General features: G+C 41.8%; 15 protein-coding genes. All 15 read left to right on the top strand.

All coding sequences use genetic code 11. The annotated features are described in order from the left end of the window. Positions 1-13: 13 nt before the first annotated feature. On the top strand, positions 14-934 hold the full coding sequence (locus tag I5435_RS13725; protein ID WP_337982446.1) for a sirohydrochlorin chelatase: 921 nt from the start codon (positions 14-16) through the stop codon (positions 932-934). Further along, entirely contained in the window at positions 931-1,692 is a 762-nt protein-coding gene (gene cobK / locus I5435_RS13720; protein ID WP_024361110.1) for a precorrin-6A reductase, read from the top strand. The genes I5435_RS13725 and cobK overlap by 4 nt, the downstream gene beginning before the upstream one ends. 12 nt (positions 1,693-1,704) lie before the next feature. Continuing rightward, a complete protein-coding gene (locus I5435_RS13715; protein WP_024361109.1) occupies positions 1,705-2,364 on the top strand; it encodes a precorrin-8X methylmutase in 660 nt (219 codons plus the stop codon). Further along, the gene (locus I5435_RS13710) at positions 2,364-3,497 is read left to right on the top strand and encodes a cobalt-precorrin-5B (C(1))-methyltransferase (RefSeq protein WP_107894359.1); all 1,134 of its coding nucleotides are present in this window, start codon (positions 2,364-2,366) and stop codon (positions 3,495-3,497) included. Before I5435_RS13715 ends, I5435_RS13710 begins: the two co-directional genes overlap by 1 nt. Beyond that, positions 3,454-4,674, top strand: coding sequence for a precorrin-6y C5,15-methyltransferase (decarboxylating) subunit CbiE (cbiE, locus tag I5435_RS13705; protein ID WP_337982445.1), 1,221 nt, complete (start codon positions 3,454-3,456; stop codon positions 4,672-4,674). The genes I5435_RS13710 and cbiE overlap by 44 nt, the downstream gene beginning before the upstream one ends. Further along, positions 4,667-5,374 carry a precorrin-2 C(20)-methyltransferase gene (gene cobI / locus I5435_RS13700; protein WP_024361106.1) on the top strand — a complete coding sequence of 236 codons (708 nt, stop codon included), beginning with the start codon at positions 4,667-4,669 and terminating at the stop codon, positions 5,372-5,374. Before cbiE ends, cobI begins: the two co-directional genes overlap by 8 nt. Next, the gene (gene cobM / locus I5435_RS13695) at positions 5,374-6,159 is read left to right on the top strand and encodes a precorrin-4 C(11)-methyltransferase (protein ID WP_024361105.1); all 786 of its coding nucleotides are present in this window, start codon (positions 5,374-5,376) and stop codon (positions 6,157-6,159) included. The genes cobI and cobM overlap by 1 nt, the downstream gene beginning before the upstream one ends. Further along, positions 6,152-7,273, top strand: a complete 1,122-nt coding sequence (locus I5435_RS13690; protein WP_024361104.1) for a cobalt-precorrin 5A hydrolase — start codon at positions 6,152-6,154, stop codon at positions 7,271-7,273. Before cobM ends, I5435_RS13690 begins: the two co-directional genes overlap by 8 nt. A gap of 11 nt (positions 7,274-7,284) precedes the next feature. Beyond that, a complete protein-coding gene (locus I5435_RS13685) occupies positions 7,285-8,652 on the top strand; it encodes a cobyrinic acid a,c-diamide synthase CobB (RefSeq protein ID WP_337982444.1) in 1,368 nt (455 codons plus the stop codon). Then, on the top strand, positions 8,645-9,283 hold the full coding sequence (locus I5435_RS13680) for a precorrin-2 dehydrogenase/sirohydrochlorin ferrochelatase family protein (RefSeq protein WP_337982443.1): 639 nt from the start codon (positions 8,645-8,647) through the stop codon (positions 9,281-9,283). The genes I5435_RS13685 and I5435_RS13680 overlap by 8 nt, the downstream gene beginning before the upstream one ends. After that, a complete protein-coding gene (gene cobA, locus I5435_RS13675) occupies positions 9,280-10,047 on the top strand; it encodes a uroporphyrinogen-III C-methyltransferase (RefSeq protein WP_024361101.1) in 768 nt (255 codons plus the stop codon). The genes I5435_RS13680 and cobA overlap by 4 nt, the downstream gene beginning before the upstream one ends. Before the next feature lie 52 nt (positions 10,048-10,099). After that, entirely contained in the window at positions 10,100-10,660 is a 561-nt protein-coding gene (locus I5435_RS13670; protein WP_229386989.1) for a nitroreductase family protein, read from the top strand. A 14-nt stretch (positions 10,661-10,674) separates the two neighbouring features. Then, positions 10,675-11,211 carry a cob(I)yrinic acid a,c-diamide adenosyltransferase gene (locus tag I5435_RS13665; protein WP_024361099.1) on the top strand — a complete coding sequence of 179 codons (537 nt, stop codon included), beginning with the start codon at positions 10,675-10,677 and terminating at the stop codon, positions 11,209-11,211. A gap of 80 nt (positions 11,212-11,291) precedes the next feature. Then, positions 11,292-12,791 (top strand): cobyric acid synthase, encoded by a 1,500-nt coding sequence (locus I5435_RS13660; protein WP_108030058.1) that lies wholly within the window; start codon positions 11,292-11,294, stop codon positions 12,789-12,791. After that, entirely contained in the window at positions 12,788-13,624 is an 837-nt protein-coding gene (locus I5435_RS13655) for a class I SAM-dependent methyltransferase (RefSeq protein ID WP_024361097.1), read from the top strand. The genes I5435_RS13660 and I5435_RS13655 overlap by 4 nt, the downstream gene beginning before the upstream one ends. Positions 13,625-13,638 lie beyond the last annotated feature (14 nt).

The raw sequence follows: 13,638 nt of genomic DNA, 5'->3' as shown, positions 1-13,638 counted from the left end.
GAGGAGAAAAGAAATGAAAGCAATTTTATTTATTGGCCATGGGAGCCGTTTAGCAGCAGGAAATGATGAGGTACGCACGTTTATTCAACAATTGACTCCTTCAATTGACGACAGTTATATCGTTGAAACTTGCTTTTTAGAATTTGAAGCACCTAATATCCCAGCAGGTATTGATGCATGTGTAAAGCGTGGCGCTACAGAGGTGTATGCAGTGCCCATTATTTTATTGCAAGCAGGCCATTCAAAAATTCATATCCCTGCAGCGATTGATGCAGCTCGTTTAAAATATCCGGATGTAACTTTTACATATGGGCGACCACTTGGTGTGCATGAAGAAGTGTTAAATATTTTAACAGAACGTTTATCAGGAACAGGCTTGAATATTAAAGAAAAACAAGAAGATACTGCGATTTTATTTATCGGCCGCGGTGGAAGTGATGCGGATGCAAACAGTGATTTTTATAAAATTGGTCGTTTGCTTTGGGAACAGTTAGATGTCCTAACAGTGGAGTGTGCATTTATGGGCGTAACGAATCCCTCAGTGGACGAAGGAATCGAACGCTGTTATCGTCTTGGGGCGAAAAAGATTATTATGTTGCCGTATTTCTTATTTACAGGCATCTTAATGGAGCGTATGGAGGGGATGCAAAAGAGCTATGCAGCCACATATGCTGATTTAGACATCCAATTGGCGGATTACTTTGGCTACCATCCAAAATTAAAAACGGTGTTGCTAGATCGTATGGAAGAGGCCATTGCAGGAGACGTAAAAATGAACTGTGATACATGTCAGTACCGTATTAATGCATCGGCATTCGTGGAGCATCATCACGACCATGACCACGACCATGGTCATCACCATCATCATCATGACCACGATCACGATCACCACCACGATCATGACCACCATCATGAAGAGGAGCTAGTGAAATGATTTTCATGTTAGCAGGGACAAGCGATGCAAGAAATCTTGCACTTGCATTGCAGTCAGCAGGCTATGCTGTTACAGCTACCGTTGTCACGGATTCAGCTGCTACAAGTCTGGCACAAGTTGGACTGCCTCATTTAGTCGGTCGATTGACGGCAGAGGAGATGGCTGCACTTATTACTGAACGAGGGGATCGTTTAGTCGTTGATGCATCGCACCCATTTGCAGAGGAAGCTTCTAAAAATGCCATGGCAGCGGCAAAAAGTGCAGGTGTTCCATATATCCGCTATGAACGCGCAAATGAGCATTACGAACATCCACTGATTACAGTCGTTAAAGATTATGAGGAAGCAGCACAATTAGCTGCGACAAAACGAGGCGTCATTATGCTGACAACAGGTAGTAAAACACTTGCTACATTTACAAAGGTCTTGCAAGGGTTAGAACATACTCGTGTCATTGCACGTATGCTGCCTCGCCTTGATAATATGGAAAAATGTGAAGCGCTTGGTGTGGCACAACGAGATATTGTAGCTATTCAAGGACCATTTTCAAAAGAGTTAAACGAAGCATTATTCCGCCAATATGATGTCACTTTAATGATTACAAAAGAAAGTGGCAAAGTGGGCTCAGTAGATGAAAAACTAGAAGCCGCTCTAGCATGTGGTATCGAAACGATTTTAATAGCACGACCAAATATCCAATACGGCCAGCAATATTCCTCATTTGAGGACGTACTTCAGGCTGTGCAAAACATACTTTAGGAGGCAATTTAAATGGACTTCAAAACAGATTTTAAACCATTAACAGTAGACCCAGATAAAATTTATGATTATAGTTTCTCAATTATTGCAGAGGAAATGGGCGAACATGATTTTTCAGAGGATGAGTGGAAAGTTGTCCGCCGCATAATCCATGCTTCGGCAGACTTTGAATTAGGACGTAGTGTAATTATTACACCAGGAGCGATTGAAGCAGGGATTAAGTCAATTCTTGCAGGACGTCATGTTATTGCAGATGTGCAAATGATAGAAAGTGGTTCAGGTAAAAAACGTTTCCAAAAACATGGCGGAGATTTACACTGCTATATCGCAGATGAAGATGTGTCGATTGAAGCGAAAAAACAAAATACAACACGCGCTATTATCTCGATGCAAAAAGCGTCAAAATTACACGAAGGTGGTATTTATGCGATTGGGAATGCCCCAACTGCTTTACTAGAATTAATTCGACTAATCAAAGAAGGTTTAGCAAAGCCAGATTTAATTATTGGTATGCCAGTAGGCTTTGTTTCAGCAGCGGAGTCGAAAGAAGAGTTATTGAAAATAGAAGGTATTCCATATATTACAAATGTTGGGCGTAAAGGCGGTAGTACAGTGACGGTTGCTGCATTAAATGCCATTTCATTATTAGCGGACGAACAGGCGAAAAAATAATGGAGCGGAAGCCAAAAAAGGATCCTAAAGACATGCGTCACGGTTATACAACAGGAGCCTGTGCAACAGCCGTTACGAAGGCCGCCTTGCTAGCACTTATTACGAATGAAGAACAAGAAACGAGTACGATTCATCTGCCAATAGGGCGAGATGCAACGTTTACGATAGAAAAATGTACGTTCGGTCATAACGAAGTAAGTTGCGAAACAATAAAGGATGCTGGTGATGACCCAGATGCAACACATAAAGCCCTCATTATTGGTACGGTAAGTTGGGCTGATACACCAGGGATTCATTTAGATGGGGGTATTGGGGTCGGGCGAGTAACAAAGCCCGGCTTGCCCGTTGCTGTTGGAGAAGCCGCCATCAATCCTGTACCACGTAAGATGATACATAGTACCGTGCAAGATGTGCTAGATGATTTTCAAATTACACGCGGCGTTAATGTTGTGATTTCTGTACCAGATGGTGAGGAAATAGCGAAAAAAACATTAAATGGACGGCTCGGCATACTTGGTGGCATTTCCATTTTAGGCACAAGGGGAACCGTCGTGCCTTTTTCGAGTTCCGCTTATATGGCAAGCATTGTCCAAGCTATTAGTGTTGCAAGAGCTGCTGGCTGTGACCATGTTGTCGTGACAACAGGTGGACGTAGCGAAAAGTTTGGCATGGCTGAGTATCCTGCATTACCTGAGGAAGCATTTATTGAAATGGGTGATTTTGTCGGCTTTACGTTAAAGCATTGTAAACGGCTTGGCATTAAGCGCGTATCGCTCGTTGGCATGATGGGGAAATTTTCAAAGGTAGCGCAAGGGGTGATGATGGTGCACTCCAAAAGTGCTGCGATTGATTTTAATTTTTTAGCACAGTTAGCTACAGATATTGGGGCAGATGAAGAGACCGTTGAACAAGTTAGAGCAGCGAATACCGCCTCTCAAGTTGGTGAAATAATGGCAGATAAAGGTTATGATGCATTCTTTCATCATTTATGTGAAGCGTGTTGTTATTCATCATTACACCATATTAGAGGTGGCTTGACGCTCTCCACATCGATTTATTCGATGCAGGGACAATTATTAGGAAGGGCTGATGACATTGCATCAATCGATGAAATTGATTGGGATCGGGGATAACGGGCAGGAAAGTTTACTTCCTCAGTATAGACAGTGGATTACAGACTGTGAAGTGCTCGTAGGTGGTGAGCGTGTCCTTGATTTTTTCCCAAGCTTTGCAGGCGAAAAAATCGTCATTAAGGGTGGTCTTTCATCGCTCGTTGAAAGACTATCTCAAGAAACGAGAAAGACCGTTATTTTAGCGTCGGGGGATCCACTTTTTTACGGTATCGGTGGCTATTTAGCAAAAAAGCTTACGATTGACGTGTATCCATATATGAGTTCCGTACAGCTTGCCTTTTCAAAAATGGGTGAGAGCTGGCAGGATGCCTATGTAACAAGTATTCATGGGCGCCCAATAAAAGGTCTGGCACAACGTATTGATGGTAAAAAGAAAGTGGCATTGCTGACTGATGCTGATAATAATCCAAATGTGCTTGCACGTTATTTAAAGCATTTTGGCATGACGGAATACCGTGCTTTTGTTGCAGAAAATTTACAAGGTGCTGATGAAAAATATGGCTGGTACTCTCTTGATGAATTAGAAGAAGCAAAGTTTTCCCCGCTAAATGTCGTGATTTTACAGCAAACATCAGCTCCAAAGCGCTATGCACTTGGCATTGATGATGAAGCGTTTTCCCAACGTAAGCCGGACAAAGGACTTATTACGAAAAAGGAAATCCGTGTATTAAGTTTGCAAGCAATGCAACTTCAAAAGGACAGTACGATTTGGGATGTAGGTACGTGCACAGGTTCCATGGCCATTGAAGCAGGAAAACTTGCACCAGAAGGACAAGTTTTCGCTGTGGAAAAAAATGCACCTGATTTAGAAAACTGTCTGCAAAATCAACAAAAATTCCGTGTTGATATAACAGCTATTCATAGTAAAGCGCCTGCTGGACTAGAACAATTCCCAGATCCAGATGCCATTTTTATCGGCGGTACAGGTGGGGAAATGGTCGAGCTATTACAGTTGTGTTGTACCCGTTTAAAGCCAAATGGTCGCATTGTCTTAAATGCGGCAACTATTGAAAATTTATATAAAGCAGTCGAGGCGTTTAAGACATGTGGCTTTGCAGTGGAAATTTTACAGGCACAACTTGCGCGTAGTAAACCAATTTTAGATATGACGCGCTTTGTCCCATTAAACCCAATTTATATTATTTCGGCATATCGAAAGGAAGAAAATCATGAGTAATCTTGGCATTTTATATGGCTTAGGCGTTGGTCCTGGCGATCCAGAATTAATTACAGTAAAGGCATTCCGCGTTATTCAGGAGTCGCCTGTTATTGCGTACCCTAAAAAGTTAAAAGGTAGCAAAAGTTACGCGCATCGTATTGTAGATGTTTATATCAACCCAGAGGAAAAAGATATGCTAGGTCTCGTTTTCCCCATGACAAAAGATGAAGCCGTCTTAGAGCGTGAATGGACGAAGTCTGTTGAACTGGTCTATGGTAAATTGCAAGAAGGGAAGGACGTAGCGTTTGTGACAGAAGGGGACCCTCTGCTATATAGTACGTTTATCCATATGATGAAGCTTATGCAGGACATGCATCCAGATGTAGAAATTCGCACTGTACCGGGCATTTCTTCATTCAACGGTTCTGCGTCTCGTTTAGGCATTGCCCTTGCTGATGGAGATGATCGAGTTGCCATTATACCAGCCCATGATAATTATGAAGCGATGCGTGAAGCGATAGAAAGCCATGATGCTGTCGTATTTATAAAAGTAGCAAAAGTAATTGATTTAATGCTAGAAGTACTGCGTGATTTAGATTTACTTGATAAAGCTTCCGTTGTCACAAAGGTAACATCTGATGAGGAAATTATTTGGGATGTACGTGAACTAGACGGTGTTGATTTAGAATACTTAACGTTAATGGTGGTGCGTAAATAATGAAAAAAATATATATTGTCGGTGCAGGCCCAGGGGACCCAGATTTAATTACTGTCAAGGGTTTACATATGCTACAAACAGCGGACGTTGTGATGTATACAGATTCATTAGTAAATGAAGACCTGATCGCAAAAGCAAAGCCAGATGCGGAAGTAATTCGAACAGCGGGCATGCATTTAGAAGAAATGGTTGCCGTCATGGTTGAGCGTGTCAATGCAGGGAAAGTAGTCGCGCGTATGCATACAGGTGATCCAGCGATGTATGGTGCCATTATGGAGCAAGTTGCATTATTAAAGAAGGAAGGAATTGGCTACGAAGTGATTCCGGGGGTTAGTTCGGTATTTGCTTCAGCCGCAGCGATTGGTGCCGAGTTAACGATTCCTGATTTAACACAAACGCTTATTTTAACACGTGCAGAAGGACGTACTCCTGTACCAGAGTTTGAAAAGCTACGAGATCTTGCTAGCCATCATTGTACGATTGCGCTGTTCTTAAGTGCCACGCTAACAAAAAAAATCGTCAAAGAATTGCAAAGTGCTGGATGGGCTGATCATACACCGGTTGCGGTTATTCAACGTGCCACATGGCCAGATCAAAAAATTGTCCGTACGACATTAGTTGAGCTAGATGAGGCAATGCGTGTCAATGGTATTCGCAAGCATGCCATGATTTTAGCAGGATGGGCATTAGACCCGGATATTCATGATAAGGATGAGTACCGTTCGAAATTATATGATGCGACCTTTACACATGGCTTCCGCAAAGGTGTGAAGACAAGTGATTGAATTACAAGAAGGTATGCTACCTGAAGTGGAGCAGCGCAATCCCTATGCAGTGGTTGCCATTACCAAGCATGGTGTGCAAATCGGACGCAAACTACAGCAGACTTTTGCAGCAAGCGATTTATATTATATGAGTAAGTTTGAACAGGGCGACGAAGATGAAAAGCATATTCAGCTTTTTACTGGAACGGTTCGTTTATTACTGCCAACACTTTTTAAACAGTATAAAGGCTTAATATTAATTATTTCACTTGGTGCGGTTGTGCGCATGATTGCACCTATTTTACAAGATAAGAAGACTGACCCAGGTGTTGTAGTGATTGATGATAGAGGCGAGAATGTCATTAGTGTGTTATCGGGCCATTTAGGTGGCGCCAATGAGCTAACACATGAAGTGGCAGCGGCACTAGGAGCAAATCCTATTATCACAACAGCTTCTGACGTTCAAAAAACAATTCCCGTTGATTTATTTGGGGCACGTTTTGGCTGGGTATGGGACAGTGCTGATAAATTAACACCAGTTAGTGCCTCAGTCGTTAATGAAGAACATGTGGCGATTGTACAGGAAACGGGTGAACGTGATTGGTGGATGCGTGATACGCCAATGCCGGAACAAATAAAAATTTATCCTTCAACACAAGCGGCAATTTTAGCGCAACCGCATGCTACGCTATTGATTACCGATCGACTCATTGAACAAGAGGAAGAAGTGCTGTTGGAAAATGGTGTTATTTATCGACCGAAATCAGTTGTCCTTGGTATGGGTTGTAACCGTGGGACGTCTGTTGAGGAAATTGAACAGCTGATTGATGAAACACTAGCTGAATTAAAGCTATCGAAAAAAAGTGTCAAAGCATTGTGTACAATTGATTTGAAGAAAGATGAAACGTGCTTTATTGAACTAACGAAAAAGTATGATTGGGAGTTCGTAACATATACGCCAGCACAATTAAATGAAATAAATTTCCCATCACCCTCTGAAACGGTCTTTAAATATACAGGGGCTTATGGCGTAAGTGAACCAGCTGCGATGCGTTATGCACAGGTGGAATCGCTCGTATTAACTAAGAAAAAATCAGGCAATGCTACGATTTCAGTAGCAAGATTAGTATTTTAAGGAGGGGGCTTATGCAAACAAATCGCTTTGTACTTGCAGGGACAGGTAGTGGCGTTGGTAAGACAACATTCACGATAGGACTGATGAAAGCATTGCAAGAAAAAGGCAATGTCGTGCAAGGGTTTAAATGTGGTCCAGATTATATTGACCCTAGTTATCATACAGCGGTAACAGGACGAGTATCACGGAATATTGATAGCTGGATGTTTTCGCATGATGCAGTCCGAGATATTGTTGCACGTGCAAGCAAAGATGCAGACGTCTCAATTATTGAAGGGGTGATGGGCTTTTACGATGGTAAAAGTCCATTAACGGATGAAGGTTCGGCAGCAGAAATCAGTGTCGTTACAGAAAGCCCTGTGATTTTAATCGTCAATTGCGCAAGTATGGCTCGCAGTGTAGCTGCTGTAGTCAAGGGCTTTCAACTTCTATCTGACAAGCCTACTATTGTTGGCGTTATTGCCAATCAAGTAGGTAGTGTCGGTCACTATGAAATTGCCAAAGCTGCGATTGAGCAAGAATGTGGTATTCCTGTTATCGGCTATTTAAAGCGAGAAACAGGCATTGACATTCCAAGTCGTCATTTAGGGCTTATTCCAGCTATTGAACGAGGTGAGCTTGATACATTTTTTGACAAGCTAGGTGCTTTAATGGCAGAGACGATTGATTTGGATTTATTGTTAGCTTTAACAAAGGCACCTGTCCTACAAGAGACAGGTCAGCTATTTGCGGCACAGCCATCAAAAAATATTTGTATTGCTGTTGCAAAAGATGCGGCATTCAACTTCTATTACGAAGAAAATTTAGCATTATTACGAGCAAAAGGAGCCACTTTGCAATTTTTCTCACCACTTGCTAATGAACCTGTTCCTGCTGAAGCAGATGGTCTTTATATTGGTGGGGGGTTCCCAGAGGAATTTGCCGATATACTTGCAAAAAATACGGTCGTAAAACATTCCATTCGTGAGGCAATTGCAAAAGGTTGTCCTACATTAGCTGAATGTGGAGGTTTTATGTATTTAACAGAAGCGATTACGAACAGCCAAGGTGAGCGCTATGAAATGCTAGGTGTTATTCCGGGTGAAGTAATGATGCAAACAAAGCTTGCAGCACTTGGTTATCGTGAAATTTTTGGCACTGCGTCTAACTTTTTAATCGGAAAAAATGAAGAAGCAAAGGGCCATGAATTCCATTATTCCACATACAGTGGTACACACGATACGCCCGCTTACGAAACACAAGGACGTTTTGGCAAAAAACAAGAAGGTTATCAAACAGGCAATGTAGTAGCGGGGTATACGCATTTTCATTTTGTTTCTAACCCTAAGCTAGTAGATAACTGGTTAACTGCTTGTAAGAAGGTGAAAACATATGACTAATTATTTTCCTATCCATCTCAATATCGAATTTAAAACAGTTGTCATTGTTGGCGGTGGGCATGTAGCGACTCAAAAGGTTGCTTCCCTACTACCAGCGAAAGCAAACATTGTCGTCGTTAGTCCGACTTTACATGACACTTTAGTGCCCCTTGTCAAATCAGGCGAAATTACATGGCGTGCGAAGGAATTTGAACCACGTGATTTAGATGATGCAACGCTTATTATCGCTGCGACAAATAATACCAACGTCAACGATGCGGTACAAGAGGCAGCCCAACATTGGCAGCTCTTAAATCGCGCAGATGTGCAAGGTGAAAGTGATTTTATTACACCAGCAACTGTTCGTCGCGGTCCTTTAGTGCTGACGGTATCTACATCTGGAGCAAGCCCAGCTCTTGCACGAAAAATAAAACAAGATTTAGCTGAGCAATTTGATGCTATTTATGAAGATTATGTTTGTTTTTTACAGCAAGCTCGACTAATGGTTGCAGCCAATTTTGAAAAAGGTGAGCAAAGACGTGCAGCGTTACAAGCACTTCTTGAGCCAAACTTATTAGAATGGACACGTAATGGAGAAATTGATCGACGAGAGGCATTTTTACAACAACTATTGACGGGAGAAACGCGATGAAAGAGGGAATTGTATATTTAGTAGGAGCTGGCCCAGGAGATCCTAAGCTCATTACAGTATATGGGCTGGAATGTATTCAAAAGGCCGATGTCATTGCGTACGATCGTCTAGTGAATCCAAAATTATTAGAATTTGCGAAAAAAGATGCTGACCTTGTGTACTGTGGTAAATTGCCTGGTAAGCACCACCTTATTCAAGATGAAATTAATACATTGCTTGTTGAGAAAGCTCAAGAGGGCAAAGTCGTAACACGTTTAAAGGGTGGCGATCCTTTTGTTTTCGGCCGTGGTGCTGAAGAAGCAGAAATATTAAAAAATAATGGTATAGCCTATGAAGTAGTACCAGGTATTACGGCTGGCATTGCAGCTCCTGCTTATGCAGGTATTCCTGTGACCCATAGAGATTTTGCCACAAGCTTTGCACTTGTGACAGGTCATGGGCGCGAGCAAAAGGGGCAAGATTTTTTAAATTGGCCAGCACTCGCAACTGGAATTGATACAGTCGCTTTTTATATGAGTGTTGGAAACATTGCCTATATTTCAAAAAAGCTTATCGAAAATGGACGTCCAGCAACTACACCTGTGGCGGTTATTGAATGGGGTACTACCGAACAACAGCGCACGATAACTGGGCCACTTCACAATATTGCTAGCATTATTGAACGGGAGGGATATCATAATCCTTCTATGATTGTCGTTGGAGATGTAGTCAACGTACGTGAAAAAATACAATGGTTTGAAGAGCAAGGGCTCGCTTTTAGCTAGTCAGACAACAGAGCAGTTGACTAAAAAGACCTACTTAAAGGAGGACATCATCATGACAGTAATCGAAGCGTTAAAAAATCGTCGTGCCATTCGCAACTATACAACACAGCCAGTAGAAAAGGAAAAAATTGAACAAATTTTACAAGCAGCAACCTATGCACCGAACGACCGCATGCGTGAGCCGTGGCATTTTTATGTTTTACAAAATGATGCTATGAAGCGCTATGAGAAAATGGCAAGTACTTATTTGCAAGAACGTTTTCCAACGAAGCCTCATTTAGTAGAGAGTTCATTAAAAGTTGTGCAAACGACGCCTGTTGCCATTGTAGTGACTGCTGATGTGGTGGAGAATGATGAAGATGCTACAGCAGATAATATTTTCGCTGTTTGTAGTGCCATTATGTCTATGTGGTTAGCCGCAGAGGAGCTAGGGCTAGGATTTGTGTGGCGGACACGAGGTGTTGGGCTTGTTCATGATGCACGTATGCATACATTTATCGGTGCGGACCAAAATCAAAAAGTTGTCGGTACTATTTTTATAGGTTATCCAGAAGAACAAGAGCTTAAAGATAAAAAGCGTACATCATTTGAAGAAAAAACCACTTGGCTTTAAAGGGGGTAGGGAAAATGGCTAGAAAAGGTTTGTTTTTGGTATATACAGGTGATGGCAAAGGTAAAACAACAGCTTCTCTTGGTGTAACATTGCGCGCAGTAGGGCGTGGTTTACATGTGCGTTATATGCAATTTATCAAATCACCAGAGCGTACGTATGGTGAGCAAATTGCCCTTTCCAAACTTGGCGTAGAAATGGAGCAAATGGGCATAGGCTTTACATGGACGAAAACACCAGAGGAGCACCGTGTTGCATTAGCGAAGGCATGGCAAAAAACAAAGGAAGCTTTACAAGATGACAGCATTGATTTACTTGTGTTAGATGAGCTGAACAATGCACTTGCCATTACTAAATTTCCGATTGATGATGTGCTGCCATTAGCTGAAGTGCTTGAAGCCATTGCACATCGCCCTTCTACAATGCATCTTGTCGTAACAGGACGCAGTGCTAATCCTGCTCTTGTTGCTATGGCAGATTTGGTGTCAACAATTGATGCAACGAAACATTACTATGAAGAAGGAATTCCTGCTGTCAAAGGCCTTGAATTTTAACATCAACTGGATTCATTTCGATCATATACGCATTGGGGGATAGTCTAATCTTCCTTAGTGTTGTTAGGAGGAAAATCAAAATGTCAGCAAAATCAATTATGATTCAAGGAACAGCCTCTGACGTTGGAAAAAGTATGATATGTACGGCATTATGTCGTATTTTTTCTGATGATGGGTTGAGAGTAGTGCCATTTAAATCTCAAAATATGGCGCTAAACTCATTTGTAACAGAGGATGGCGGAGAAATTGGGCGTGCACAAGGGGTTCAAGCTGAAGCGGCAAGGGTTGTGGCGACAACTGATATGAATCCGATTTTACTGAAACCAAAGCAGGATATGGTATCAGAGGTCATTGTCCACGGCAAGCATTTTTTAAATATGGATGCGAAAAGCTATCGCAATCAATTTGTCCAAGAAGCCATGCCGATTGTAGAGAAGTCGGTTCGTACGTTACAAAATACATATGATGTTATTGTATTAGAAGGTGCCGGTAGCCCAGCTGAAATTAATTTAAAGGATCGCGATATCGCCAATATGCGCATGGCTCATTTAGCCGATGCAGCCGTTGTTTTAGTTGCTGATATTGACCGCGGTGGTGTATTTGCCTCCATTATCGGGACGCTTGCATTGCTTGATGATGCAGAGCGTGCCCGTGTTAAAGGGCTGATTATTAACAAATTCCGTGGTATGCGCGAGCTATTAGATGATGGTATTGAATGGGTAGAGCGAGAAACAGGCATCCCTGTTCTTGGTGTTGTACCTTATGTTGATGTCAATATTGAAGCGGAAGATTCATTAGCACTGTCTGCCTTACGCTTTAAAAAGCCAAAGCCTGGCGAATTTCCAGTAGACGTGGCGATGATTCGTTTACCTCGCATTTCAAATTTTACTGATATTGACCCATTTTTTGATGAGCCAGAGGTAGGGGTACGTTTAATCGGCAATGTGACAGAGTTGGGCACACCAGATTTGCTTATCCTACCGGGCACTAAAAGTACAATGGACGATTTAGCATGGCTGAAGGCACAAGGCTTTGAACAAGCAATTACAAACCTACGCGCTCGCGGAACAAAAATTATTGGCATATGCGGCGGTTTTCAAATGCTTGGTGAAGTGTTATTAGATCCAGATGCCGTAGAAGGAAATGGCGAGTCAGCGCAAGGTCTCGGCTTGTTACCGATGGAGACCGTATTTGTAGGAGATAAAAAAACCGTACAAATGTCTGGAACACGTGGGCAAGCTATTTTAACAGGCTATGAGATTCATCTTGGTCGTACAAAAATTTTACGGGATGAAGTGTCACCTTTTTTACAGCTAGCAGATGGTCGTGTAGATGGAGCAGTAAGTGCGGATGAACAAGTAATCGGTACATATTTCCACGGAATCTTCCATAATCGTACGTTTACACGTCAGCTTGTTAACGAAATGCGTACGAAAAAAGGGCTTGTTACATTACCAAGTGAAGTCAAAAGTGATGCGGAACGACGGGAAGATGCTTACAATATGCTAGCATCACATGTGCGTGCCAATTTAGATATGGAAAAAATATATGATATGTTAAAAATTGAGGTAAATGGATGACAAGAAAAGGACCATTAGCTATTAATTATGAAGCATTATGGCAAGAAGGTATGAAGGATTGGCAAGGACAAATGCCAGAGCGGATGGTGAACGATCAATTAGAGGAACAATTTTGGTCTCAATCGATCGCCCGCAAAAAAACGGGGCAAACGGATCCTTATGCAGCACTTATTTTTGAAGCAATGAAGCAACATATTCGTCCAGAACATTCAGTGATTGAAATTGGACCAGGGTGGGGCAATTATACATTCCCGCTTGCAGATTATGTACGAGAGTTAACGTGTGTAGATAGCTCAGACAGCATCCTTGATTATTTACAACAATGTTTACAAGAAAACAAGCATATTTCCTATGTCCATGCGAAGTGGGAGAAACTTGAAGAAAATGAGCTAACAGCACATGACATTGTGCTTGGTGTAAACTGTTTTTATCGTATGTACGAAATTAAATCGGCATTATATCACATGAATCGGTTGGCTAAAAAGCGCGCAATTATTGGCATGACTACAGGCCCAATTCAACCACATTATGAAGTATTACATGAGAAATATGGTTATGATATTAAATATCCCCGAAGAGATTATATTGAATTTTTAAATTTATTGTATGAAATGGATATTTATGCAGAATGTACAATTATTCCTTTGGAGCGTACGTATGAATATGAAACGTATGACCAGCTTGTGACAACGCAAAGTAAAAAAATATTAAGTACAGACTTTAACCGCTCGCATGTTGAGGACTCACTTGCTCCATTTATAGAAGAAAAAAATGGGCGTTATTACTACCGTCATGATTTCCACGCAGCACTTGTATCATGGCAACCGAAATAATAAGAAAAACCTTT

The sequence above is a fragment of the Lysinibacillus sp. C5.1 genome (genome assembly GCF_016350185.1).
GTDB lineage: Bacteria > Bacillota > Bacilli > Bacillales_A > Planococcaceae > Lysinibacillus > Lysinibacillus sphaericus.
Note: the sequence above shows the minus strand (reverse complement) of the source record. Positions and strands in the feature narration are given on the sequence as shown.

Bases quoted from the DNA above. Each gene is read 5' to 3' on its own strand.
- I5435_RS13725 (WP_337982446.1), top strand. From the start codon at position 14: ATGAAAGCAATTTTATTTATTGGCCATGGGAGCCGTTTAGCAGCAGGA.
- cobK (WP_024361110.1), top strand. From the start codon at position 931: ATGATTTTCATGTTAGCAGGGACAAGCGATGCAAGAAATCTTGCACTT.
- I5435_RS13715 (WP_024361109.1), top strand. From the start codon at position 1,705: ATGGACTTCAAAACAGATTTTAAACCATTAACAGTAGACCCAGATAAA.
- I5435_RS13710 (WP_107894359.1), top strand. From the start codon at position 2,364: ATGGAGCGGAAGCCAAAAAAGGATCCTAAAGACATGCGTCACGGTTAT.
- cbiE (WP_337982445.1), top strand. From the start codon at position 3,454: ATGACATTGCATCAATCGATGAAATTGATTGGGATCGGGGATAACGGG.
- cobI (WP_024361106.1), top strand. From the start codon at position 4,667: ATGAGTAATCTTGGCATTTTATATGGCTTAGGCGTTGGTCCTGGCGAT.
- cobM (WP_024361105.1), top strand. From the start codon at position 5,374: ATGAAAAAAATATATATTGTCGGTGCAGGCCCAGGGGACCCAGATTTA.
- I5435_RS13685 (WP_337982444.1), top strand. From the start codon at position 7,285: ATGCAAACAAATCGCTTTGTACTTGCAGGGACAGGTAGTGGCGTTGGT.
- I5435_RS13680 (WP_337982443.1), top strand. From the start codon at position 8,645: ATGACTAATTATTTTCCTATCCATCTCAATATCGAATTTAAAACAGTT.
- cobA (WP_024361101.1), top strand. From the start codon at position 9,280: ATGAAAGAGGGAATTGTATATTTAGTAGGAGCTGGCCCAGGAGATCCT.
- I5435_RS13670 (WP_229386989.1), top strand. From the start codon at position 10,100: ATGACAGTAATCGAAGCGTTAAAAAATCGTCGTGCCATTCGCAACTAT.
- I5435_RS13665 (WP_024361099.1), top strand. From the start codon at position 10,675: ATGGCTAGAAAAGGTTTGTTTTTGGTATATACAGGTGATGGCAAAGGT.
- I5435_RS13660 (WP_108030058.1), top strand. From the start codon at position 11,292: ATGTCAGCAAAATCAATTATGATTCAAGGAACAGCCTCTGACGTTGGA.
- I5435_RS13655 (WP_024361097.1), top strand. From the start codon at position 12,788: ATGACAAGAAAAGGACCATTAGCTATTAATTATGAAGCATTATGGCAA.